At 70.4% G+C, this 21,702-nt stretch carries 21 protein-coding genes and 1 pseudogene; 11 read left to right on the forward strand and 11 right to left on the reverse strand.

The genetic code is table 11. The annotated features are described in order from the left end of the window. Positions 1-549 (reverse strand): flavoprotein, encoded by a 549-nt coding sequence (locus QFZ58_RS25630; RefSeq protein WP_307127244.1) that lies wholly within the window; start codon positions 547-549, stop codon positions 1-3. 475 nt (positions 550-1,024) lie between these two features. On the opposite strand from QFZ58_RS25630, the gene QFZ58_RS25635 reads away from it, so the two are divergent. The 3 genes from QFZ58_RS25635 (at position 1,025) to QFZ58_RS25645 (ending at position 3,180) form a co-directional block, all read left to right on the forward strand. Beyond that, positions 1,025-1,474: a hypothetical protein gene (locus tag QFZ58_RS25635; protein WP_307127245.1), complete on the forward strand. Its 450-nt coding sequence runs from the start codon at positions 1,025-1,027 to the stop codon at positions 1,472-1,474. A 252-nt stretch (positions 1,475-1,726) separates the two neighbouring features. After that, the gene (locus QFZ58_RS25640; protein WP_307127246.1) at positions 1,727-2,218 is read left to right on the forward strand and encodes a DUF4265 domain-containing protein; all 492 of its coding nucleotides are present in this window, start codon (positions 1,727-1,729) and stop codon (positions 2,216-2,218) included. A 617-nt stretch (positions 2,219-2,835) separates the two neighbouring features. Beyond that, positions 2,836-3,180 (forward strand): hypothetical protein, encoded by a 345-nt coding sequence (locus QFZ58_RS25645; RefSeq protein ID WP_307127247.1) that lies wholly within the window; start codon positions 2,836-2,838, stop codon positions 3,178-3,180. A gap of 580 nt (positions 3,181-3,760) precedes the next feature. Here the strand turns inward: QFZ58_RS25645 and QFZ58_RS25650 are convergent. Next, entirely contained in the window at positions 3,761-4,405 is a 645-nt protein-coding gene (locus QFZ58_RS25650) for a LysE family translocator (RefSeq protein ID WP_307127248.1), read from the reverse strand. A gap of 899 nt (positions 4,406-5,304) precedes the next feature. Next, positions 5,305-5,691, reverse strand: coding sequence for an SHOCT domain-containing protein (locus QFZ58_RS25660; RefSeq protein ID WP_307127250.1), 387 nt, complete (start codon positions 5,689-5,691; stop codon positions 5,305-5,307). Between the two features lie 88 nt (positions 5,692-5,779). Here QFZ58_RS25660 and QFZ58_RS25665 point away from each other — a divergent pair, with 88 nt between their 5' ends. The 6 genes from QFZ58_RS25665 (at position 5,780) to QFZ58_RS25695 (ending at position 10,252) form a co-directional block, all read left to right on the forward strand. Next, positions 5,780-6,154: a hypothetical protein gene (locus QFZ58_RS25665; protein WP_307127251.1), complete on the forward strand. Its 375-nt coding sequence runs from the start codon at positions 5,780-5,782 to the stop codon at positions 6,152-6,154. A 454-nt stretch (positions 6,155-6,608) separates the two neighbouring features. Continuing rightward, complete coding sequence (locus tag QFZ58_RS25675; protein ID WP_307127252.1) at positions 6,609-7,052, forward strand: SRPBCC family protein; 444 nt, start codon at positions 6,609-6,611, stop codon at positions 7,050-7,052. Positions 7,053-7,405: 353 nt separating this feature from the next. Beyond that, complete coding sequence (locus tag QFZ58_RS25680; RefSeq protein ID WP_307127253.1) at positions 7,406-7,621, forward strand: hypothetical protein; 216 nt, start codon at positions 7,406-7,408, stop codon at positions 7,619-7,621. 545 nt (positions 7,622-8,166) lie between these two features. Further along, complete coding sequence (locus tag QFZ58_RS25685; RefSeq protein WP_307127254.1) at positions 8,167-8,601, forward strand: hypothetical protein; 435 nt, start codon at positions 8,167-8,169, stop codon at positions 8,599-8,601. 1 nt (position 8,602) lies between these two features. Continuing rightward, positions 8,603-9,988, forward strand: coding sequence for a DUF1254 domain-containing protein (locus QFZ58_RS25690; protein ID WP_307127255.1), 1,386 nt, complete (start codon positions 8,603-8,605; stop codon positions 9,986-9,988). Between the two features lie 42 nt (positions 9,989-10,030). After that, positions 10,031-10,252, forward strand: a complete 222-nt coding sequence (locus QFZ58_RS25695; RefSeq protein WP_307127256.1) for a DUF2277 domain-containing protein — start codon at positions 10,031-10,033, stop codon at positions 10,250-10,252. Positions 10,253-10,288: 36 nt separating this feature from the next. Here the strand turns inward: QFZ58_RS25695 and QFZ58_RS25700 are convergent, their stop codons facing one another. The 4 genes from QFZ58_RS25700 to QFZ58_RS25715 all read right to left on the reverse strand — a co-directional run bounded on the left by QFZ58_RS25700 (position 10,289) and on the right by QFZ58_RS25715 (position 14,259). Further along, positions 10,289-10,948 (reverse strand): DedA family protein, encoded by a 660-nt coding sequence (locus QFZ58_RS25700; protein ID WP_307127257.1) that lies wholly within the window; start codon positions 10,946-10,948, stop codon positions 10,289-10,291. Between the two features lie 218 nt (positions 10,949-11,166). Further along, positions 11,167-11,625, reverse strand: a complete 459-nt coding sequence (locus tag QFZ58_RS25705; protein WP_307127258.1) for a DoxX family protein — start codon at positions 11,623-11,625, stop codon at positions 11,167-11,169. Positions 11,626-11,732: 107 nt separating this feature from the next. Next, entirely contained in the window at positions 11,733-13,421 is a 1,689-nt protein-coding gene (locus QFZ58_RS25710) for an alkaline phosphatase D family protein (protein WP_307127259.1), read from the reverse strand. A gap of 193 nt (positions 13,422-13,614) precedes the next feature. Then, positions 13,615-14,259, reverse strand: a complete 645-nt coding sequence (locus QFZ58_RS25715) for an HNH endonuclease family protein (RefSeq protein WP_307127260.1) — start codon at positions 14,257-14,259, stop codon at positions 13,615-13,617. Positions 14,260-14,533: 274 nt separating this feature from the next. Between QFZ58_RS25715 and QFZ58_RS25720 the strand changes: the two genes are divergently transcribed. Continuing rightward, on the forward strand, positions 14,534-15,268 hold the full coding sequence (locus QFZ58_RS25720) for an ABC transporter permease (RefSeq protein ID WP_307127261.1): 735 nt from the start codon (positions 14,534-14,536) through the stop codon (positions 15,266-15,268). A 165-nt stretch (positions 15,269-15,433) separates the two neighbouring features. Here the strand turns inward: QFZ58_RS25720 and QFZ58_RS25725 are convergent, their stop codons facing one another. Both QFZ58_RS25725 and QFZ58_RS25730 read right to left on the reverse strand, forming a co-directional pair. Then, positions 15,434-16,096 carry an HAD-IA family hydrolase gene (locus QFZ58_RS25725; RefSeq protein ID WP_307127262.1) on the reverse strand — a complete coding sequence of 221 codons (663 nt, stop codon included), beginning with the start codon at positions 16,094-16,096 and terminating at the stop codon, positions 15,434-15,436. A 215-nt stretch (positions 16,097-16,311) separates the two neighbouring features. Further along, the gene (locus QFZ58_RS25730) at positions 16,312-17,403 is read right to left on the reverse strand and encodes a peptidoglycan-binding protein (RefSeq protein WP_307127263.1); all 1,092 of its coding nucleotides are present in this window, start codon (positions 17,401-17,403) and stop codon (positions 16,312-16,314) included. Between the two features lie 138 nt (positions 17,404-17,541). Here QFZ58_RS25730 and QFZ58_RS25735 point away from each other — a divergent pair. Then, positions 17,542-19,585, forward strand: a pseudogene (locus QFZ58_RS25735) (DHA2 family efflux MFS transporter permease subunit). 193 nt (positions 19,586-19,778) lie between these two features. Here QFZ58_RS25735 and QFZ58_RS25740 read toward each other — a convergent pair. Continuing rightward, positions 19,779-20,255: a GNAT family N-acetyltransferase gene (locus tag QFZ58_RS25740; RefSeq protein WP_307127264.1), complete on the reverse strand. Its 477-nt coding sequence runs from the start codon at positions 20,253-20,255 to the stop codon at positions 19,779-19,781. Positions 20,256-20,379: 124 nt separating this feature from the next. Continuing rightward, complete coding sequence (locus QFZ58_RS25745; RefSeq protein ID WP_307127265.1) at positions 20,380-21,483, reverse strand: DUF2330 domain-containing protein; 1,104 nt, start codon at positions 21,481-21,483, stop codon at positions 20,380-20,382. Positions 21,484-21,702 lie beyond the last annotated feature (219 nt).

A 21,702-nucleotide genomic window follows, 5' to 3' on the forward strand; every position in this document is an offset into this window, starting at 1 on the left:
CTACGAGCCCGCCCCAGCGGGCAGCCGCGGTGAATGGACAGACTGCAAAATTGCGGTCCAGGGGAGTTCTCGATCTGCGGGCCCCTCGCGGGGTTCGTACAGCGGCCAGACGTCAGGTCCATAAACCAGCTTCACGTTTGCCTTCCGCAGGCTCGCGATATGACGCCCCCACGCCGGGTGCCGGGCATGCGCTGCGTTGACTTGAGGGAACACCACCACGGACACACCGGTTGTGCCGAGCGCCTCGCCCATCTGAGTCAATGCTTGGTTGTCGGCGATGCCCGTCGCGAGCTTGGCGACGTAGTTCGCGCTTGCTGGAGCGACGACGTAGCAGTCGGCGACAGGGTGCGGTCGCGGCTCAGTTGGCAGGCGCGGCGTATCCCGCACCGGCAGACCGGTCAGCGCCTCCAGTCGGTCGAGCTCGCCGTTCTCCCTCATCCATCGGCCGGCATTCGGCGTCAGGGTCACGGCTACCTGCCAGCCGAGGGCGATGGCTGGCACCACCAAGCCGGTGCGTAGCTGCTCGACTCCATCGGCTGCTGTGCCCACGACTCCCAGCACTCCGCGTCCGCCTGCACTCACGGTTCCACCACCCCGTATTGGTCTATCCCCACGGCCAGCAGTACAGCAGAGAAGTACCGCAACCACAGCGACTATCAGCAACCGCTGCGGGTCCCCATCCCTCGCGTGGACAGGCCGACAGACCTCAGTGACCGTCGTGCCGATAGTTCGCATCGAGGGGCTCGGTTCACTTTTGCACCATGTGGCCGGATCGCTCCCTTGCCCCTGCTTCGTGTGCCTGTCACACAGTCATCAGTAGATGGGGCGATCTGGGAGGGGATGATGTATGTCCGTGTTGGGTGGGGAACAGGCGGTGCCCTCGGACTGGGCAGTTGAGCGATTTGGGCGAAGTGCCGCCAAGCTTGCCGCTGCGCTTCCGGTTCAACTGGCTCGGGCGCATGCTCGGGCCCACGCCGTGCACCTCACGGCCGGACTGAAGAAGCGGAGCCCGTATGGTTCCACTTTGGCCGAGGCGGTGCGCGAGAACCTGGCAGACGCGGCGCGTGAACTGGGGGAGTCCGTGAGAGACGTTCGGGGATACGAGTACGCCGTGATCAACGATCACGCCCTCTTCCCATACAGGTACGCGGACCAGCCAAGGCCGCTTGACCGGGCACGTCTGGCCTCCAACACTTCCCCTACGCGGCGCCGTCTCTTTAGAGCACACGGCCCGGAACCTGCGGATGCCCTCTTCGAACTCGATGACGACCTGACAACGGAGGACTACCTCGAATTGCACGAGGCATTCGAGGAACTGGGTGCGTCTACGAAGCTCGTGTGCGTGTTCTTCACAGCAGATCCGGAGAACGGCATCCATGCGATCCATTGGGGAGATGCGCGCCTTGAACCTGACCGGACCTTTACATGGCCCAACAAGGAACAGCTCCCGGTTGCTCTTCAGCCGCTCGAGTGACCAGTCTGGGCACTGACTGAGCGGCTGATGTCGCCGTGCCAGTTGCGTGCCAGATGGGGCGGTCAGTGACGGTCACTTGGGGTGCAAAGAGGGCCAGCCTCCGCAGTCCGTCCATGCACCGCGGCAGAGTTTCTGACCTGGTGGGACTGTCTTAGGGCAGAGGCCAGGCTTACAAAGCAGCGATCCATTCTCCCAAGCTCGGAGCCCAGGGGCGGCGGCCGGCGGGACGGTCGTATCGTGCACTCTGTCGTGATGACGACGATCGAATCGAATCACGTAAAGGTCAGCTTTCGCCTCGAGGTTGACGAAGACGGGTGGCCCCCGGTTGGCGCGGAGAACGTGTGGGCCGTCGACCTGGGTGATGGGACAGCGTGTCTGGCCAACACCCCGTGGTTCGTTCGTGGGACAGCGAATGGCGATGTGGTACGCACGCATGCCGACGCTGACGGCCGGCTCTGGGCCGGAGAAGTGGTCCGGAGCTCTGAGAACTGCACGATCCGATTGATCGTGCTCCGGGACGGCGGCTCCGCAGCAGCGCGGCAGAGCGTGCTCAACGCCTTCTGGGAACTCCGGGTGGGTGGCGAGGGAGTGGATCAGTTCAGCATGATCGCTCTGAATGTGCCTCCGGAGGTTGATCTCCTTAAGGTGCAACAGCTGCTGGACCACGGCGAGGGCAAGGGTTGGTGGCACGTCGAGGAGGGATGCGTAACCCTCGCGTGGAGGACAACACGGGAGACGGCCTGACATCCGCAACTGACATCAACGACCGTGGACAGCAACGGCACCGAACGACCGTCACCAGCGGCATCTCCCAAGGAGCGAACGGGTAGGGCGGCCGTCCGGCCGAACTTGCAAAGCAGATGTCGGCGGTTCGAAACCGTCCGCGCCCACCAGCCAGAACGCCCCCGCAGCGAGCCGCTGCGGGGGCGTTGACGGTAGTAGGTGACGACAGAGCTCAGGACCAGGACCCTGTGCTCTGGCCCTTGGCGTTCGCCGCGCCCAGGCCTTGTGCGAGACCTTGGTCCGCTGCCCCACGCTCCAGTGCCCCGCGTTCCCCCGAGCCGCCTCGGCGCCGCAGTGCGACCAGGCACCCCCCGATCGCGACCGCAGACACGACCGCCATGGAAATGATGAAGACCATGTTTCCCCCGTTTGTCTGGCGGAACCGCCCTGTGGTCCCTTGTTTCTCTGCATTGTCGCTGGCCGCCTGTTCACAGGGAAGCCCAGTTCTTGCTTGGGCTCTGCAGATACGCAGTCATCCCGTGAGGGCTATGGGGTGAAGGCGGGCGGGGCCTGATAGCCGCATGCTCGGGTGTTCGTGGCAGAGGTTGACTGTCAGAGCCTGGTGGGAAGGTGTTGTCATGCAGGACGCACTCTTCGACTGGCCGGACGAGTCTCCGGAACACGCCGTGGTCGCTCGCTTCTCGCTGGGCGGCGACGACTTCGGTGAACCTGACCAGAGGTCATTGGTCTTTGAAGCCGAGCGGTCCATCGGGGCCGCCGTCGCAGCCGCTGGTGTTGGTGAGGTCGACGGCAATGAGTTCGGCGGGGGAGAGGTTGTGATTTACGCCTATGGCCCTGATGCCGCAGCTCTGTTCCAGGTGATGGAGCCTGGCTTGCGTACGCTTCCGTTTCGGCCGGCACATGTCGTGCTGCGCTATGGGGAGCCTGCTGACGACGTCGTGAGCGAGCGTGTTGAGCTTTGAGCATCGTGTCGGATACGTGCCAGATCGAGCGGTCAACTACGGCTATTTGAGGAGCGTCATTTCACGGCGTCCGCAGCCCGGGTCAACCGTCACAGCGCACAGACGGGCTGAGCTGCGGTGATGAATCGGATGCCGCTGCCAGGCCTGCAAAGCAGACGTCGGCGGTTCGAAACTGTCCGCGCCCACAAGTAGTTCACACGAGAAAGGCCCAGGTCACCGGCGGTAAGCAGGCGGCCTCGCGTCTTACCGGTACGTGCGCACGTTCATCAAGCCCGTCGAGGGCCCGGCGGTAACCGCGCCGTCCAAGGACCTGTCGGACTGAGTGACAGGTCTGCGGGTCTCGCCAACTACCTTCGGCGTCGGATGAACCAACCCGCTACCAGCACGATGAGAATGGCGACCACGAAGGCCCACACGGTCGTTGCGCCGTGGTGCGAGCGGTAGGCCACTGAAGCAAGCATGCTCATGTCCATGCGGGTACCCCGCTGCGCAGGGGTGCATCCCGGCATTCACGGGTGCCGTCGATGCCCCCATATCGGCGCTAACAGCGTGACTGGTATCACAGGCACGCGGGCTTGGCTCAGGTGGAGACAGGCGTGCGGGACAGGGCGGTGCGCAGCGCGAAGGCGCCGAGCAGACCGCCTGCCGTGAACCGCTGGGCGGTCATGGCGCGGGGCCGGGCGGCCAGAAATCCCGACACCCGTGCTGCGCCCAGCATGATCAGGCCGTTCACGGATATCCCCACGATGATCTGCACACCACCGAGCTGGAGCAGCTGCCCCCAGGCCGGGCCCGCGTGCGGGTCCAGGAACTGGGGCAGCAGGGCGGCATACATAAGAGCGATCTTGGGGTTGAGCAGGTTGGTCAGCAGCCCCATCGAGAACAGGCGGGCGTCGGAGACCGGAGGCAGGTCCTGGGCCGGGGCGAAGGGCGAGCGGCCGCCGGGCTTGAGCATGCCCCAGGCGAGGTAGGCCAGGTAGGCGGCCCCGGCGAGCTTGACCACCGTGAACGCCACCGGCACGGCGGCGAACAACGCGGACAGACCCGCAGCTGCGGCCAGGAGATAACACACGAATCCCACGGCGGTCCCGCTGAGGCTGACCAGGCCCGCCCTCCGGCCTTGGGTGATCGCGCGAGAGGCGAGGTGGATCATGTTCGGTCCCGGAGTCAGGGCCATGCCCAGTTCGACCAGCGCCACTCCTCCCACTGCGGCCGGAGTGATCACCGGTCAACCTCCTGGTTGTTAACGGGCACTTGGTACCCGGAGTGTGGCGTCGTTCGGCTGCAACGCCCGGCTGTGACGCATCAGCAGCGCCTGTCTGCCTGCTGCAGGATACGGCCCTGCAGCGCGGCGTTCCCATGTACCCCAGCCCCCTTTACGGCCCGCCGATGACATCGACGGCAGCCGACACCACCCCAGTTTCCGTCTCACGCAGCGCCATTCATGGCCGTTTGGACAAGACCGAGGGTGGTGAACCGCGCCCCACCACAGTCGGCGACCGGGTGGGGGCGGGGCTCAGTCGGCAGGTGAGGCGCGTTCCACACCGGCAGGCCGGTCAGTGCTTCCCGTCGGTCCAGCCGCCGTTCCCGTAGCCATCGGCCGGCACTCGGCGGCAGAGTCCACGGTCACCTGCCGGCTGTGGGGATGGCCGGGTCCACCGGTCCGCTGCGCAGCTGCTCGACTCCATCGCCTGCTGTGCGCGAAACCCCCAGCACCCAGCGGCTATCGAGACTCACGACCCCGTCGTTTTGATTGTCGTCCTGGACGTCGACGAACCGTGAAGAGGCAGGCGAGCATCCCCAGACCCCAGGCGATCAGCAGGGCACCCCACAGCGGCATGGTCACCTCTGGGATGAGGAGGCGAATCCTGACGCTCGTGCGATTTTCAAAAATGAAAATCAGAGCGACTGCGGTGATCAGAGCGAACGGAATAAGTCGGCGGACGCCGGGGCGGGAAAAGAACGGGGTGGCGGCCCTCTGGTCCTTGCCGGTCCGATCCATTCCAGTGCCCTTCCATGACGGTGCCCGTAACTCTTCGCGTACTCCGTCGCCAGATGGCTCGATGCCGGATGACCTGGGGGAGTAGGTCGCGACATGTGGCGACGAGGGATCCGGGCGAGGATCTAGGCCAGCAACTTGGTCTTGGCGCGCTCGAACTCTTCCTGGGTGATGTCACCCTTGTCCTTGAGCGTGGAGAGCTTTTCCAGCTCACCCATAGGATTCCCGCCTCCGGCCGTCTGCTGGATGTACTGACGGACGGCTTCCTCGTGCTCCTTGAGCTGCTTCGCGTCCCTTTGGCCCATGCTCTTCCCGCGGGCGATGAGATACACGAAGACGCCGAGGTAGGGCAGCACGAGTGTGAGGACAAGCCACCCTGCTTTGGCCCAACCGCTGAGGCTGTGGTCCCGGAAGATATCCGTGACGACCTTGAAGAGAAGGAAGAACCACATGACCCACAAAAAGAGCCACAGCATGGTCCAGAACAGGTTGAGGAGGGGGTAGTCGTCCATCCTTCTCTCCGATCCCTATACGCCACCACCTTTTATACAGACGGCCCGGTGAGGCCGCACCTGGAACGGACGTCGACGCATCTCCTGCATGCGCGACGACGTAACAGATGACAAGAAGGGCCTGTACAGGGACCTCTTGATCGGCCTCTACGGTTGGCATGACTCACTGGTCTCCGTCCTGAAGGACGAGGACGACGGGAAACTGTCCGACAACCGGTCGGCCGCGTGCAAGTGGATCGTTGAGACGTCCCTTGTATCCAGCGATGCGGTTCGCGCCGCTGTGCGCGATGTCCACCGAGCTCCGTTCCGCGCCCAGCCGGTGATCCACGGTGGTACCTCGACGACGGACGAGTGGCCACTCCAGGGTGTGCAGGAGGGCCTCTCGGCACTGGAAGACGCGTTGGGGGCCGAACTGGTCGCTCCGGCACGTGCGGCCTCGCGGCCTTGGTTGCGCCACCGTTGAGGAACGGCGAGCTATCGCAACCGTGAGGAGTGCGCAACCGCACGGACTTGTGGAACGCGGTGTGCGGCACGACCCGCACGCCCCGCACGCCCCGTACACCCGTACATGGTGCGTCGACCGGGACCGTCGGGCAGCCCAGCGAAACGGGCCTGCCCCTCCGGGCGTTCGAGAGCTTCGGCACGGCGGTCCACGGAACCGATGCACGGGCGTTCGTCGTGCGGGCGATCGACGCGCTCGGCCGGCTGGACCGGATCAAGGACACCCACCTGATGCGCCGGCTCCGCTCCCGCATCGCCGAGTGCCGCGAGACCGTCGTCGCCCGGCGGTCCGCACATCCCCCACCCGGGCCTGGTCGGTGCCCGTCTCAGGGGGAGACAGGCGTGCGTCGGCGACTGCCGGGTAGTCGGCAGCGCGAGTCGTTGTCGCGTAACCGAGAGAAAGCAAGGTGAGCACCATGTCCTCCTCCCTCGTCGAGACCGTCGACATCAAGGCGCCGGTCGCTGTCACATGGGCTCTGTGGAGCGATGTCACCCAGTGGCCGAAGTTCCTGAGCCATGTCCGGCGGGTCGACCCGATGGACGAGCGCCGCTTCTCCTGGCAGCTCTCCCTGCCGGGTGCCGACAAGGGCTTCGTCGCCGAGCTCACCGAGGTCGTCCCGCAGGACAGGATCGCCTGGAAGACCATCGAGGGCGTCCACCACGCCGGTGTCGTCACCTTCCACCGGCTCGATGACACCTCGAGCCGGGTCGCCCTGCAGATCGAGTACGACCCCAAGGGGTTCGTGGAGCACCTGGGTGCTCTGACCAACCTCGACTCGACGCTGGCCAACTACGACCTGGGTGAGTTCAAGAAGCTGGCCGAGACCTCGGCGGCCGGTGAGGGCCCCAGGGGTATCTGAGCGGCCCCGGGTCGTCCGTACGGGCCCACTGGTCATCCCCGCCGCGGCCGTCTGCCCGGAGACCCCGCTGCAGTGCCCCTGCGCGCGGTGCTCGATGGGGATTTCCCGGGCGTCGCCGAGTACGCCGCCGATGGTGTGCAGCTCCACGCAGTAGTGCGGGTGGGCGGGGTGGGCCGGGGCTGTCCCGGTCCATGGCGGGCGACGTCGGGGAAGGGCTGGGCCGTCCGTTCGCACACCCTCGTTCTGCCGGTCATGCGGCGGCGCCCGGTCGGGGAGCCGTCGGTGAGCCGAGCCCTTTGGCCTCGCGGCATCCCCAGGATGCGTTCCGGCAGTGGCCGGGGGACCGTGGTGGCATGGCCGGGCACCCACCTGTGATCGTGTTCCCGCCCTCCTCGACCGGTGGACGGCGGGTGACCGTGCACGGGCAGATCGTCGGGCTGGCGCACGGGCGCGGTGACGTGGCGTCCTTCCTGCGAAGGGCGGGGCTGGCCGAGGGGGTCGAGGGGATCGATCTCGACCGGCCGGAGTTGATCGAGTGGCGAGGCGGGGACCTCGACACCTGGAGGTGACGTGGCGGACCTCGACACCTGGAGGTGACGTGGCGGGGACCTCGGCACCCGGAGATGACGTGGCGGACCTCGACACCTGGAGATGACCCGATGAGGCCTCGTCGAGCGGCCCGTGGTGAGTCGTCCCCGCAGCATCCTCGGCGTCCTACGCGGCCGGCGGGCCGGCACCTGACGAGACGGCGGCGGGCGCTCGTCCCGGACCCGTGGTGAACCGGCTGAGTCGCTGCTGGCGGCGGGTGAGTACGGCCCGGCTTCCGGAGCGGTACTCCGCAACTCCCTGTGCCGCACGCCTTCCTCACGGTTTCACCCTTCACCTGCTGTGTCCGGGCCGTCGTCCGGGCGGCCCCGACTCCGACGAACAGGGTCGAGCGGGTGGCGCCCACCGTCGACGCGCAGGGCAGGGGCAGGTCGTCACCGTGGGAGCACCCCTGTGCAGGTGGTGTGTCACCCGTAGGGGCGCGCCCGGGTGGTGGCCTCCGGCGTCGTCGCACAGGGTCGGATCTGCCCGCATCGGTGCGGGGCCGTCCGTCGAGTGGAGAAGTCCCATGGCCCAGTCAGCATCCGCACCCGGATCCTCCCGGCCCCCCGCTTCCGACCCGCGCAGTCCCTGGGCGGCCAGTGGGGTGACGTTCGCCGGGGTCCTGCTCCTGGTCGACGGCATCCTCGCCGTTGTCAAGGGGATCGCGGGTATCGCGTCCGACGACGTGTACACGCGCATCAACAACTACACGTTCAAGTTCGACGTCACCGCCTGGGGATGGATCCACCTGGTCCTCGGGGTGATCCTGGTGTGCGTCGGATGGGGCATCCTCAAGGGCGCGGCCTGGGCCTGGGGCGTGGGCATCGGGCTGGCCGCGCTGAATCTGATCGCCAACTTCATCTGGCTTCCGTACCAGCCGGTGTGGGCGGTCATCTCCGTCGCGATCGACGTCTTCGTGATCTGGGCCCTGTGCACCAACCGGTCGAAGCCGGTCATCTGACGTGCAGCCGGGGCGAGGCGGCCGGGAGCCGGACGCGATCACGGCGCTGGCGGCCGAGGCGTACGTCTACGGGTCCCCGCTCGTCCGCCAGCTGTCGGCCGTGCAGGCCCGTCTCCAGGAGGGCTTCGGGGCACTGGGGCCCGCGCCGTTCAACGACTTCGCCCACGCGAGCGGGCCGGCCACTCCCGGCACACACGTCCCGTTGGCCCCGGCGGACCTCGTCGACGCGCTCGCCCAGCTCGACCTGTCCGGGGGGCCCGTCAGGTTGCACGTCCCGGATACCGGCGGGGCGTACTACGTCCTGCAGTTCGTCGACGCGTGGGGCAACGTCTTCGCCTACCTCGGCACCCGTGCCACCGGGACGGGCGAGGGGGACTGGCTGATCGTGCCGCCGGGCTGGGCAGGCACCGTGCCCGATGTCGTGTCGGGGGTGATCGACGCGCCCACCTCCGTCGTCTCCGTCGTCGGCCGCCTCGCGTGCGACGGGCCCGGGGACATGGTCCGGGTCAGGGCGCTCCAGCAGGAGCTCACCCTCACACATCTGGGCGACCGCGCCCACCGGACCGGGCTCCCGGCGACCGAGTCCGGGGTGCCCGGGGAACTGCGGTTCTTCGAGGAGCTGCGGGTGTGGATGGGTGACTTCCCGCCCGCCGCCGCCGATCGCGCCTACCAGGACCGCTTCCAGCCCCTGGGACTCCTGGAGGAGGGCATTTCGCCGTACGTGTCGGCCGGGGCCGGCCTCGTGCGCGCGCTGGGCCGGGGGCTCGCGCTGGGCAGGCTGCGCGTGGAGCAGGCGGCCCGCCGGACCGCGGTCGTGGCCGACGGGCCGTCGGGCAGCTGGCAGACGGTTCCTCACCTGCGCGACTACAACCTGGACCACTTCGGCGTCGGCACGATCGGCTCGCCGGAGTGGACCGTTCCCGATCGTGAGGCGTCGTACCTGGTCAGGGCGGTGGCGGCCCGGCGGGGGCGCTGGCTGCCCCATGGGTACGAGGCGGTGTACGCGCACACCTCCCGTGACTCCCGGGGGCGCCCGCTCGGCGGAGACCACAGTTATGTGCTGCGCCTCGCGGAGCCGCCACCGGTCCGGGCCTTCTGGTCGCTGACCGTGTACGACACCCCTGGGGGCCACCTGGTCGCGAACGCGGCGGACCGGTACGCGGTCGGGGACCGCACGCCCGGCCTCGTCCGCGGAGCCGACGGCTCGCTGGTGCTGCACCTGTCGGCGGAGCGGCCGGTGGACCCGGTCGGAGCGGCGAACTGGTTGCCGGTACCAGCAGGTGGCTTCCGGCCGGTGCTGCGGCTTCACCTCCCTGACCAGGCCGTTCTCGACGGTAGTTATGTCATCCCGTCACTCGAGCGGCTCGTGGACCGGCGGGAAGCGTAGGTCCGCAGGCGCGTTGTCAGTGGCGCGTCGCACAATTGAGGCATGTGCCGCAGCATCAAGACGCTTCGCCCGCCCGCCATCCCGGAAGAGGCCACCGAGGAGGACATGAGAGCCGCAGCTCTGCAGTACGTGCGCAAGGTGTCGGGCTTCCGCGCGCCCGCCGCGCACAACCAGGAGGTCTTCGACCGGGCCGTCGACGAGATCGCCGAGGCGACGCGGCGCCTGCTGGACGACCTGGAGGTACGGGGCGCCGCCCGGGTCTGACAGGGCCGGTTCAGGGGGCCGGGGACCGGCCGGGCGTCAGGAGCCCGCCGGGGCTCCGGCGGGTGCAGGCTGCCCGGAGTGGGCGGGCCGGCGGACGACGAGCGCCGCCAGGGAGCCCGCCAGGAACAGGGCGAGCACCGACACGGCCGTGCCCAGCCAGCCTGCGCCGAGCCACTGACCGCCGAAGTAGCCGAGGCCCACGCTGTACACCGCCCAGGCCACCCCCGCCAGGGCCGACCACGGCAGGAAGTCCTTCGCCCTGCGGTGAGCGGCGCCCGCGCCCAGCGACACGACCGAGCGCCCGGCCGGGGCGAAGCGGGCGATGACGACGAGGACACCGCCGCCACGGCTGAGGGCCGCGCCGAGGCGCTGCTGCGCGGTGGTCAGGCGGCGGGAGCGTGCGATGGCCCGCTCCAGGCGGTCGCCGCCTCGCCAGGCGAGGCGGTACGCGACGAGGTCGCCCAGTACGGAGGCGGTGGCCGCGCAGAGGGTCAGGGCGAGCAGGGAGGGCACCTGACGGGTGGCTTCGCCGGCCGCCGACGTGACCGTCGTCGTGCTCGCCGCGGCAGCCGTGGCCGCCGTGATCACCAGTACTCCGCTCGGCAGGACGGGCAGGAAGACGTCCAGAAGTACCGAGAGGGCGACCACTGCGTAGATCCATGGGCTGCCTGTGAGCGCACCCACACTCTCGAGCACTTTCTACTCCCCGTTCCCGTGTCACCGTGTCAACGCCGCGACGTCGCAGGGGAGCGGCAGGAGCGGCAGGGCCAGCGATCCAGAGTACGCCTCCGGTTCACCCGGGCTCTGCCCGGTGGCGGGCGATGTCGCGCAGGTCACGTGCCCCCCGGGCCGCACGCCCCGGCCCCTGGAGACGGGGCGCCGGGACGTGCGGGCCGGGGTGGTGCGCCGGCCGGTCAGACCGAGACGGCCGGTGCCTGTTCGTGGGAGGCCCTCTCCTCGCGCGCGGAGCCGTCGCGTGAGGAGAACAGCCGGTCGACGGCCAGGGCGCCGGGGCCGGTGAAGACCAGCAGGAGGAACGCCCAGCAGAAGACGGCCGAGGCCTCGCCGCCGTTCTGCAGGGGGAACAGCGATTCGGGCTGGTGAACCTTGAAGTACGCGTACGCCATCGAACCCGAGGAGATGAGAGCCGCGAGCCGGGTGCCGAGGCCGAGGGCGACCAGGGCGCCGCCGACGAGCTGGATCACGGCCGCGTACCAGCCCGGCCACGTGCCCGCGGGGATGGAGCCGCCACCCATGGCGCCGCCGAGAACCCCGAAGAGGGACGCGGCGCCATGGCAGGCGAACAGGAATCCTATGACGACACGGAAAAGGCCGAGTGCGTACGGTTGTGCCCGATTCAGATGCGTGAACATGGGGGAGGGCTCCTTCGGCTGGGGACATGAACCGATCGGGCCCTCAGGTTAGGGATGCCTCAGTAGTGCTTGCAACTTCAACATTCTGTTCAGTGGCCGGAACTCGCTCACTCGTCCGGGGTAAGCGTGCGCTCAAAAACCTTCTCCAACTGTGCGCCCGTTGGCCCTTGCTTGGCCTGTACCAATGTCAGCGCAGCTTTCCGGCCATCCAGGTCGAGGGTCATCAACTGGTTGCCGAACCACGGGCCGCCCGTCTTGCGCCAGCGCATCGCCAGGGGTTCGAGCCGCCCGTGGAAGGCGAGGGCGCGCCCGAACCACCGGCCCGCCCGGCTCCAGCCGAAACGGAAGCCGGCCTGTATGGACGTGGGGATGGAGTTATGGACGGGGGAGCAGGTCAGCTGCAGGACGCGCGAGTCGGGAGAGCCGCCCGGGGCGGAAGTGGGCCACTGGGGCTCCGCGATGTAGGCGTGGTGCACATCGCCTGATAGCACGCAAATGGTCGCAGGGGCGTCCGGGCCGCTGCCCGTCTCCCGCAGCAGCTCCGACATTTCCTTGAAGGACTCGGGGAAAGCCGCCCAATGCTCCAGGTCGGCGGCGCGCCGCACCTTTTCCCCGATGCGCGCCCAGCGGCCTTCGGGGCCTCCACGCTCGCCACGGCACAGGGCGGCGTTCCAGGCCTCCGCGTCGTGGATGAGCGGCGGTAGCAGCCACGGCAGAGACGTACCGATCAACAGGTGGTCGTACGATCCAGGGTCGGCGAGGGCTTCCTCGCGCATCCACCGGGCCTCCCCGGCGTTGAGCATCGCCCGCCCCTGTTCGTCGAGGACGCGGGCTGCCCGGCTGTCCACCATCAGCAGCCGTACTCGGCCGAAAACACGTCGGTAGCTCCACCGCGTGTACGCCGGGTCGGCGTCCGCGGCGGTGGCGTGCCGGCGCAGCGTCTCGGTGGCGTCCGGGGCGGCGCACACGGCGGCGTAGACCGGATCGGCGGCCAGGGCCTCGGGCGAGAGGTTGCCGATGTGCTGATAGACCCAGTACGACATCAGGCCGCTGGCGATCCGCTTCTGCCACCACGGGGTGCGGCGCATGTCCTCGAGCCAGGCCTCGCTGGTGTTCCAGTCGTCGATGACGTCGTGGTCGTCGAAGATCATGCAGCTGGGGACCGTGGACAGCAGCCACCGCACGTCCGGGTCCCGCCAGGACTCGTCGTAGAGGTAGGTGTACTCCTCGTAGTCCGCGACCTCGGCCCCGGGCGCCTCGTCGAGGTCGCGGCGGGCCGCGAGCCGATGCCGGGTGGCCTCGGACGTCTCGTCCGCGTACACCTGGTCGCCGAGCAGGAGGAGCACGTCGGGGCGTGCGGCTCCGGGGTCGGCGGCGAGCCGGGTGGCCAGGGTGTCGAGGGCGTCCGGGCCCACGGGGTCGTGTTCCTGTGCGGGCGGGGCCGCCCAGCGGCAGGAGCCGAAGGCGACCCGCACCGGACCGGCCTCCTCCGGCCGCTCCGGCATGGCGGGCGTGGTGATCGTGCTTGCCGGGAGGAGGGAGTCCTCCAGCGGCCAGACCCGGCGGCCGTCGAGCAGCACCTCGTACGCCGTGGTCGAGCCGGGGGTCAGGCCCGTCACCACCACCAGGGCGTAGTGGTGGCCGCCGACCGTGAAGGTGGGCGAGGAGCCCGAGGCGCCGTCCGCGCAGCGGACCTCGGCCGTGCAGGGGTGGCTCGCCTCCACCCAGACGGTCGCCCGGGAGCCGGACTCCCAGTCGACGTACCGCAGCAGTGGTCCCAGGCGCAGCCCAGCCATGTGTGCCCTCCTCGCGTCGCCGTGACCGGTCACTCCGAACGGGCGGTTGCCGTGGCCGGTGGCTCCGGCGGCCGCTTCGTGACCGGTGGCTCCGTAGGGTACGGAACGACGGAGGAGGGCGGGTAGCCGCCACCGGGTGGTCCCGGTGTCCCACTGAGGGACGGGGTGGACCGCGAGGCGGGCCGGTGGCGGATCAGCAGCCGTTCAGCACGGACTGCAGGGCGCTCTTCTCGGTGGAGTCGACGCTGAGGCCGTAGTAGTGCTTCACGTGCACCCAGGCGCGTACGTACGTGCAGCGGTAGGCGGTGCGCGAGGGCAGCCACTCGCCCGGGTCCTGGTCGCTCTTGGACTGGTTGACGTTGTCCGTGACGGCGATGAGCTGAGGCCGGGTCAGGTCGTTCGCGAAGGACTGGCGCCGGGCCGTGGTCCAGCTGCTCGCTCCGGAGCGCCACGCCTCGGCGAGCGGGACCATGTGGTCGATGTCCAGATCGGCCGCGGCCGTCCAGGTCGCTCCGTCGTACTGCGAGTACCAACTTCCGCCGGTGGCGGCGCAGGCGGAGTCCTGGACGACGCCGGTGCCGTCCCGCTTCAGCACCACCTCGCGGGTGTTGCAGGCACCGGACTGCGTGATCCAGTGCGGGAACTTGTCACGGCTGTAGCCGGACGAGGAGCCCTCGGTGGCGACGGTGAGCTCGCCCAGATACGTACGGGCGGTCGAGGCGCTGACCGGAGTGGGCATCGCGGCCTGGGCGGTCGGGGCCGTGAGGAGCCCGGTGGTGGCTGCGAGTGCGGCGGAGGCGGCGGCGACGGCTATGCGACGCGCGTAGATACCGGACATGCGAACTCCCTTGACGTGGGGGGATGTCGAGCGGACGACCAGCGACCGCGCCATCGTGTCGGCGCAGGGTTTCCGCCGCATGGTCGTCAGGTAACAGAGTGGCGACATGCGCACGTCACATCAAGGGGTAGGACGATGGCTCTGACGTTCAGTCCGAAGACTGTTCGATCAGGCGAACTGACGAGCCCGCAGGTGAGGGGCGGAGGACCGTACGGTGACGCGTCCGGCGGGTGGGCCGGGGCGTGGGTGTCCCCAGCGGTCCTATGGTGGCCGCGTGCTGCTTCCGGTCACCCTCACGCTCGGCACCGTGCTCGCCCTCCTCCTGGCGTTCGCCGCCGCCGTGGCCGCAGCGGCCTCGCTCGGCCGGTCGCGCGAGATCGTCGTCGCCGGTGTACGGGCAGCGGTCCAACTCGCCGCCGTCTCCCTGCTCATCGGCTGGGTGGTGCGCTCCCCGGCGCCGATGCTCGGCTTCCTGGCGCTGATGTTCACGGTCGCGGTGCGGACCGCCGGGCGGCGGATCACGTCCAACCGGACCTGGTGGTGGGCCGCGCTACCGATCGGCGCCGGAGTCGTGCCCGTGGTCGTCGCGCTGCTGCTCACCGGGCTCGTCCCCGTGACCGGGATCGCGCTGATCCCCGTCACGGGAATCCTCATCGGCGGCGCGCTCACCGCGACCGTGCTCGGCGGGCGGCGTGCGCTGGACGAACTCGGCACCCGATGGGGCGAGGTCGAAGCAGGTATGGCGCTGGGGCTGCTGGACCGGGACGCCCGGCTTGAGGTCACCCGCCCGGCGGCGTCCGACGCGTTGCTGCCGGGCCTGGACCAGACCCGGACCGTGGGGCTCGTCACCCTGCCCGGCGCGTTCGTGGGCATGCTGCTGGGCGGCGCCTCGCCGGTGGAGGCGGGCGCCGTGCAACTGTTCGTCCTGGTGGCGCTGATGGCGGTGCAGGCGGTGGCCGTCGCGCTCGTGCTGGAACTGGTGGCGCGAGGGCGGCTGCACCGGCGGTGAGGGGTGTGCGGGAGAGGAGCGGCCCGGTCAGGTGCGCGCAGGTGCCTTCGGGTGCCGTACGGCGGCATGGCGCGGGGCTGCCGTACGGCGGCAGGCGGGAGCTGGTTCGGGCTGCCGTACGGCGGCAGACGGCCCGGGGTCGCGTGTGGCGGCCCGGCAGACTGCCTACCGTGCGGCGACGTGCAGGCGGATCGAGCCGTCCGCGACCGCCTCCACCCGCAGCTGCGTCAAGTCGTCGACGTGCGCGTCGGGGGAGAGGGCGGCGGCGCGGGGGCCGACGCCCACGATCCGCATACCGGCCGCCCGGCCCGCCGCGATGCCCGCCTCGGAGTCCTCGAACACGATGCAGTCCGCCGGGTCGAAGCCCAGCTCGGCCGCGCCCTTGAGGAAGCCCTCGGGGTCCGGCTTGCTGGCGCCGACCAGTTCGGCCGTGACGCGCGTCTCCGGCATCGGGAGGGCGGCGGCCGTCATCCTGGCCTGGGCGAGCGCCTCGTCGGCCGAGGTCACGAGGGCGTGCGGCAGCGCGGCGATCGCGGCCATGAACGCGGTGGCGCCGCCGATGGGTACGACGCCCTCGGTGTCCGCGGTCTCCTCCGCGAGCATGATCCGGTTCTCCGCGTGGTTCTGCTCCATGGGGCGGTCCGGCAGGAGGGCGGCCATCGTGGCGTACCCCTGGCGCCCGTGCACCACCTTGAGGGCCGCCTCGGGGTCGAGCCCCTGGCGCAGCGCCCACCGGCGCCAGCAGCGCTCCACCACCGCGTCGGAGTTCACGAGGGTGCCGTCCATGTCCAGCAGGAGGGCACGGGCTTCGAGGACGGTGGCCGACATCGGCAGGCTCCAGGGCGCGGGGGGAGTGCGTACGGACACGCGGGTGCGGGGCTGAGCGGGCACACGGGTGCGAATCGGAAAACAAGCAGCCCCGCCCGCCGGTCAGGGAGAACGGGCGGAGGCTACTTTGTTTCTCTACGGTACAAAAAGGTGCGCCGGAACGCCAATCCCGCAGGCCGGGACCCCTTCGGCCCCCTCGGAGGCGGGCGCTTCCCTCAGGACCGGCGTCCCGTTCCCGTCGTCTGCGCCTCCAGTGCGCGGCGGGTCTCCGGCCCGTACACGCCCGGCGGGTCGCTCCGGACCGAGACCCACCGCTGGAAGTCGCTGACAGCGGCCTCCACCCGGCTCGAGTAGTCGGCGTCCGCCGGCCCCCGGTAGACCCAGATCTCCTGCATCCGGCGCTGGAGCTCGGCCACCTCGGGCCCGCTGTCGCCGCGCCGCAGAGTGGTCCCGGTGTCCGGGGCGGGTGGCGGCGTGACCGGTGCCGTCTCGGGGGCGGCCTGCGACGCGGACGCCGAGGGGGACGGTGTCCTGGGAGTGGTGGCCGAGGGGGATGCCGACGGGCTCGTCGACGGTGAGGCGGAGGCGGAGGCCGACGCCGACGCGGAGGCCGAGGGGGACGGGGTGGGCGAGGGGGAGCCGGACGGGGTCCCGGACACCGAGGCGGCCGGTTCGTCGCTCGTGTCCGGAATGCTCGTGCTGAGCTCGGGCAGGGCCTCCTCGTCCCGGTCGCCGCCGTCGAAGAGACCGCCGGCGAACGCCGCCGTGCCCACCACCACGGCGAGGGCCGCTCCTGCGGCGACGGCGGCGAACGGCCGTCGACGGCGGGGCCGGACGGGGTCGGGGCCGGTACCCGCGTAGTCCACGGCGCTGCGACGGCGCGTCTCGTCCGCGGCGGCTGCGGCGCCGGGCAGCGGAGCCTGTGCGTATGACGCGGCACCGGTACCGCCCGCCGTGCCATCACCGTTCGCGCCGGTTCCGCCCGCCGCACCGCCACCGTTCGCGCCGGTTCCGCCCGGCGCGCTGCCGCCGCCCGCGGGGTCGCCCAGATGGATCGGCATCGTCGTGGCCGCGGCAGGCGCGGAGTAATCCTGCGTGTCGTCGCTCGTCAGCGTCACGTACGGCCGGATTCGCAGGGGATCGAAGTCCTCCGCCGCGGCCGTCTCGGCCGAGCGTGCGGCCCGGTACTCCTCACCGGCAGACCGGCCCGAACGGGCCCGGCAGGCACACCTGGGCCCCGTGCCCTCCCCGGGCTCCGGTCTCGCACGCTGCTCGCCGCCGCACTCCGGGCACATATGTCCGGTCATCGTGGGTTCCCCTCCCCTTTGAACTGCCTGCGATTATGCAGGCCGCCAAGAAGGACCCCGACGCCCGCACCGCCGCTCGGCAGGCCATAACGGGGCACAGCGGCCAGGATGGGGTGAAGCGGATCCGAGGAGATGTCCATGGCCCAGCAGCTGAGCCCCCCGCCCCTCGCCCCGGGCGAGGGGCGGTCCCGACGGGGTGTCCTGGTGGCCATCGGTGCGCTGCTCCTCGGCATGCTGCTCGCCGCACTCGATCAGACCATCGTGTCCACCGCGCTGCCGACGATCGTCAGCGAACTGGGCGGCCTCGACCACCTGTCGTGGGTGGTGACGGCCTACATGCTGGCGGCGACGGCCGCCACCCCGCTCTGGGGCAAGCTCGGTGACCAGTACGGCCGCAAGAAGCTCTTCCAGACGGCCATCGTGGTCTTCCTCATCGGCTCCGCCCTCTGCGGCATGGCCCAGAACATGCCCCAGCTCATCGGTTTCCGTGCGCTCCAAGGGCTCGGCGGCGGCGGACTGATGGTCCTGTCGATGGCGATCGTCGGCGACATCGTCAGCCCGCGCGAACGCGGCAAGTACCAAGGGCTGTTCGGTGCGGTGTTCGGTGTGACGAGCGTCCTGGGGCCGCTGCTCGGCGGCTTCTTCACCCAGCACCTCAGCTGGCGCTGGGTCTTCTACATCAACCTGCCGATCGGGGTCGTCGCCCTGCTCGTGATCGCCGCCGTCCTGCACATCCCGGTCCGCCGCACCAAGCACACCATCGACTACCTCGGCACCTTCCTCATCGCCTCCGTCGCCACCTGCCTCGTCCTCGTCGCCTCGCTGGGCGGTACGACATGGGCCTGGGGCTCCGTCCGGATCATCGCCCTGGCCGTCCTCGCCGTGGTGCTCCTCGCGGCGTTCGTCGCGGTCGAGCACCGGGCGGCAGAACCCGTGCTGCCGCTGCCGCTGTTCCGGCTCCGCACCTTCAGCCTCGTCGCCGCCATCAGCTTCGTCATCGGCTTCGCGATGTTCGGCGCGATGACCTACCTGCCGACCTTCCTGCAGGTGGTCCACGGCATCACACCGACCATGTCCGGCGTGCACATGCTGCCCATGGTGTTCGGCATGCTGATCACCTCGACGGGCTCCGGCCAGATCGTCAGCAGGACGGGCCGCTGGAAGGTCTTCCCGATCGCCGGTACCGCCGTCACCACCATCGGCCTGCTGCTCCTGCACAGGCTCACGGAGACCAGCTCCACCTGGGAGATGAGCCTCTGCTTCTTCGTCTTCGGCGCCGGGCTCGGTCTGGTGATGCAGGTGCTCGTGCTGATCGTGCAGAACGCCGTGAGCTACGAGAACCTCGGTGTCGCCACATCCGGAGCGACCTTCTTCCGGTCCATCGGCGCCTCGTTCGGCGTGGCGGTCTTCGGCACGATCTTCACCAGCCGGCTCACCGGCAAACTCGGCGAGGCACTCGCCGGCCGGCCACTCACGCCCGGCGTCGACGCCGAGGCCCTGGCCGCGGACCCCCGGGCCGTCGGCCGGCTCCCGGCGGACCTGCGCTCCTCGGTCCTCGGTGCCTACTCGGCATCGATCACCGACGTGTTCCTGTACGCGGCCCCCGTCGTCCTCGTCGCCTTCTTCCTGGCCTGGTTCCTCAAGGAGGACCGGCTGCGCGGTTCGGTGACGGCTCCCGACACGAGCGAGACCCTGGCCTCCAATCCCGTCCACCGGTCCTCGTACGACGAGTGCGCCCGCGCGCTGTCCGTCCTGGCCACGCGTGAGGGGCGCCGGGAGATCTACGAGAAGATCACCGCCAGGGCAGGGTACGACCTCCTGCCCGCGTCCAGCTGGCTGCTGTTGCGCATCAGACGGCACGGTGCCGTCGAACCCGCGAAGCTGGCGGAGGTCGCCCCCGTGCCGCTGAGCGTCGTGACGGCGGCGGCCCGCGAGGTGGAGGGGCGCGGCTTCGCCCGGCGCGAGGGCATTCAGCTGGTCCTCACCGAACGGGGCGCGGAGGCCGTGGTCGCGCTCGCACACGCCCGGGAGGACTCCCTGGCCGAGCTGCTGGGCGACTGGTGGGGGCCCGGACCGGCCGACCGACCTGGTCCACCTCGTGACGGAGCTGACCACCGAGGTGAGCGGGTCGAGCAGGGAACGGCCCCACATGCCCGAACCGCGACGCGACCACTCGGCCTGACCCGCGGGCCCTCCGTACGAGGATGGCAGCCGGGCGCAGAGGAAGCCCCTCGGGGCGGGCTCATGCGCCCGATGAGCCGCGCGGGATGAGCTGCGCCGGATGAGCAGTGCCGAACGAGCCGTGCCGAACGAGCCGTGCCGGAGAGCGGCCCGCGTCGCGTCAGCCCGCGCCGCGGGCCGCTCCCCGGGCCGGTTCACAGCTCCTTGGCGAACCAGTGCTCCGCGTACGGCCCCCGGTTGAACGCCGGGACCTCCCCGTACCCGTGCTTGGCGTACAGCCCGCGCGCCTCCACCAGGTCGCCACGGGTGTCGAGCCGCAGGCGCCGCACGCCGAAGTCCCGCGCGGCGCTCTCGACCGCCGCCAGCAACAGGCCGCCGCCGCCCGTGGCACGGAACGCGGGGCGCACGTACACCCGGGTCAGTTCAGCCGTCGTCCCGTCGACCAGCAGCAGCCCCGCGCAGCTCGCCGGCTTGCCCTCGAAGCGGCCGACGAAGAACCCGCCCGTGGGCGGGGCGAGTCGTTCGACACCGTCACCGGCCAGCCCTTCGTCGATCTCCCGTGCGGTGGCGGGCCGCTCCCAGTAGCGGCTCGCCACCTCGTCGTAGTAGTCCCGTCGCAGCAGCGCCGCGTCCGGGGTGTCGAAGCGTTCGGGAGCCACGGTCCAGGTCATCGGGCCATTCTGGCGCCCGCGCGATCGTGTGACGAACGAATTGACGGGCGCCACGTGCCGGAGGTCGCGAGCATGCGTGCGTGCCGGGGGCCGAGGCCGGCGCCCCCGGGCGCGACGGCCGGCGTCAGGCCGGCCGAGGGCGCCGGCGCCGCCGCACCAGCCACACCGCGGCGGCGGCCGCGGACAGCGCCGCAGCGAGCACGCCCAGCAGCCAGACGGGGATCCCGCCCGCGGTCAGCAGCGCATCGCGGTAGCGGACCGTGCGGTACGGGGTGTCGGCGCCGGCCGCACGCAGTTCGTGGTCGCCGTCGATCCGGGACGGCTCCGGGAAGTCCTGGTCGATCGCGGTCAGGAACGCGGGCCCGTCGCCCACCAGCCGGCCCACGGCGCCGTCCCTCGCCGTGGGCCCCAGGCGGCCCGCGAAGGTCACCTCCGGCTCCCGGCCGCCGATCCGGCCGCCGGTCTCCATCCGGTGCGCCGCGATCACGTACAGGCCCAAACTCTGCGCGGTCCGGGCGAGCTGCGACAGGCGCATCGGGTAGACCGGCCGGTCGGCGGCGAAGCTCAGCCGCAGCGGGTCGAGCGCGCCCCGGAGGACGGCGCCTCGCTCCTTCGGAGCCAGGCGCACCGCGACGTACTCCCACTCCTGGGCCACGTAGGGCCGCAGGGCGGTGGCCAGCCGGTCGGGCAGCTCGAAGCCGTTGTCGTCCAGCCAGCCCCGCAGCGCCTCCGGGTCGGTCGCCGTCAGTCGAGCCACGTCGAACGGCCCCAGCTGCCGCCGGTCCACGACGCCGACCGGCGCGCCCGCCCGCGCGCCGGGGGCAGGGGCACCCGCACCGTCCGTCCGCCCGAACGGCCAGTCGCCGTCGCGCGGCCAGAAGTGGTGCCGCGTCTCGTACACCGGGGCGGTGATCTCGCCCAGCTCGTCGAAGAGGGCCGGATCACCCAGCTCGACGGAGGCGCGGTGCGGCACGGGCATGACCCATGCCGCCTCCCTGGCGTCGCCGCCGACCGTGAGCCGCATCACGATCTGCTCGGTCCGTCCGTCCCAGTGCACCACCGAGGTCTCCCGGCCGACCGTGACGCTCGACCTCTCCGCCGGGATCATCGCCCCGCACCCGCAGGCGTACGCCGGAGCGGCCAGCGAGCCGATCTGGAGCGCCGCCAGGACGAGCAGCAGCGACCACGTCCTTCCGTACCAGGCACCGCCCGGCCTCCACCCACGCATGACCGCTCCCCTCGACGCCGGCGCACACGGCCGGACACGAGTGCGGACGCCCGTGCCGATCACCCGGTTCCGCCCGCCGGGCGGCGGGGTAGTCCGGGCCCCCGGGCAAACTTCCGCCGAAGCGGGGTGACAGTCAGGCGAAGAGGGGGTTGATTGTGTCTACCTCATAGGGCAATGCGAGGCTTCATCCGCACATACCCGGGCCAGAGGGACAGTGCA

Origin of the sequence: Streptomyces sp. B1I3 (assembly GCF_030816615.1) — a bacterium.
Taxonomy (GTDB): domain Bacteria; phylum Actinomycetota; class Actinomycetes; order Streptomycetales; family Streptomycetaceae; genus Streptomyces.

Excerpts from the sequence above, each read along its gene's own strand:
- QFZ58_RS25745 (WP_307127265.1), bottom strand. The coding sequence starts at position 21,483 with ATGCGTGGGTGGAGGCCGGGCGGTGCCTGGTACGGAAGGACGTGGTCG.
- QFZ58_RS25660 (WP_307127250.1), bottom strand. The coding sequence starts at position 5,691 with ATGGACGACTACCCCCTCCTCAACCTGTTCTGGACCATGCTGTGGCTC.
- QFZ58_RS25740 (WP_307127264.1), bottom strand. The coding sequence starts at position 20,255 with ATGACCTGGACCGTGGCTCCCGAACGCTTCGACACCCCGGACGCGGCG.
- QFZ58_RS25705 (WP_307127258.1), bottom strand. The coding sequence starts at position 11,625 with ATGTTCACGCATCTGAATCGGGCACAACCGTACGCACTCGGCCTTTTC.
- QFZ58_RS25645 (WP_307127247.1), top strand. The coding sequence starts at position 2,836 with ATGCAGGACGCACTCTTCGACTGGCCGGACGAGTCTCCGGAACACGCC.
- QFZ58_RS25715 (WP_307127260.1), bottom strand. The coding sequence starts at position 14,259 with ATGTCCGGTATCTACGCGCGTCGCATAGCCGTCGCCGCCGCCTCCGCC.
- QFZ58_RS25675 (WP_307127252.1), top strand. The coding sequence starts at position 6,609 with ATGTCCTCCTCCCTCGTCGAGACCGTCGACATCAAGGCGCCGGTCGCT.
- QFZ58_RS25680 (WP_307127253.1), top strand. The coding sequence starts at position 7,406 with ATGGCCGGGCACCCACCTGTGATCGTGTTCCCGCCCTCCTCGACCGGT.
- QFZ58_RS25710 (WP_307127259.1), bottom strand. The coding sequence starts at position 13,421 with ATGGCTGGGCTGCGCCTGGGACCACTGCTGCGGTACGTCGACTGGGAG.
- QFZ58_RS25730 (WP_307127263.1), bottom strand. The coding sequence starts at position 17,403 with ATGACCGGACATATGTGCCCGGAGTGCGGCGGCGAGCAGCGTGCGAGA.
- QFZ58_RS25640 (WP_307127246.1), top strand. The coding sequence starts at position 1,727 with ATGACGACGATCGAATCGAATCACGTAAAGGTCAGCTTTCGCCTCGAG.
- QFZ58_RS25665 (WP_307127251.1), top strand. The coding sequence starts at position 5,780 with ATGCGCGACGACGTAACAGATGACAAGAAGGGCCTGTACAGGGACCTC.
- QFZ58_RS25695 (WP_307127256.1), top strand. The coding sequence starts at position 10,031 with ATGTGCCGCAGCATCAAGACGCTTCGCCCGCCCGCCATCCCGGAAGAG.
- QFZ58_RS25685 (WP_307127254.1), top strand. The coding sequence starts at position 8,167 with ATGGCCCAGTCAGCATCCGCACCCGGATCCTCCCGGCCCCCCGCTTCC.
- QFZ58_RS25725 (WP_307127262.1), bottom strand. The coding sequence starts at position 16,096 with ATGTCGGCCACCGTCCTCGAAGCCCGTGCCCTCCTGCTGGACATGGAC.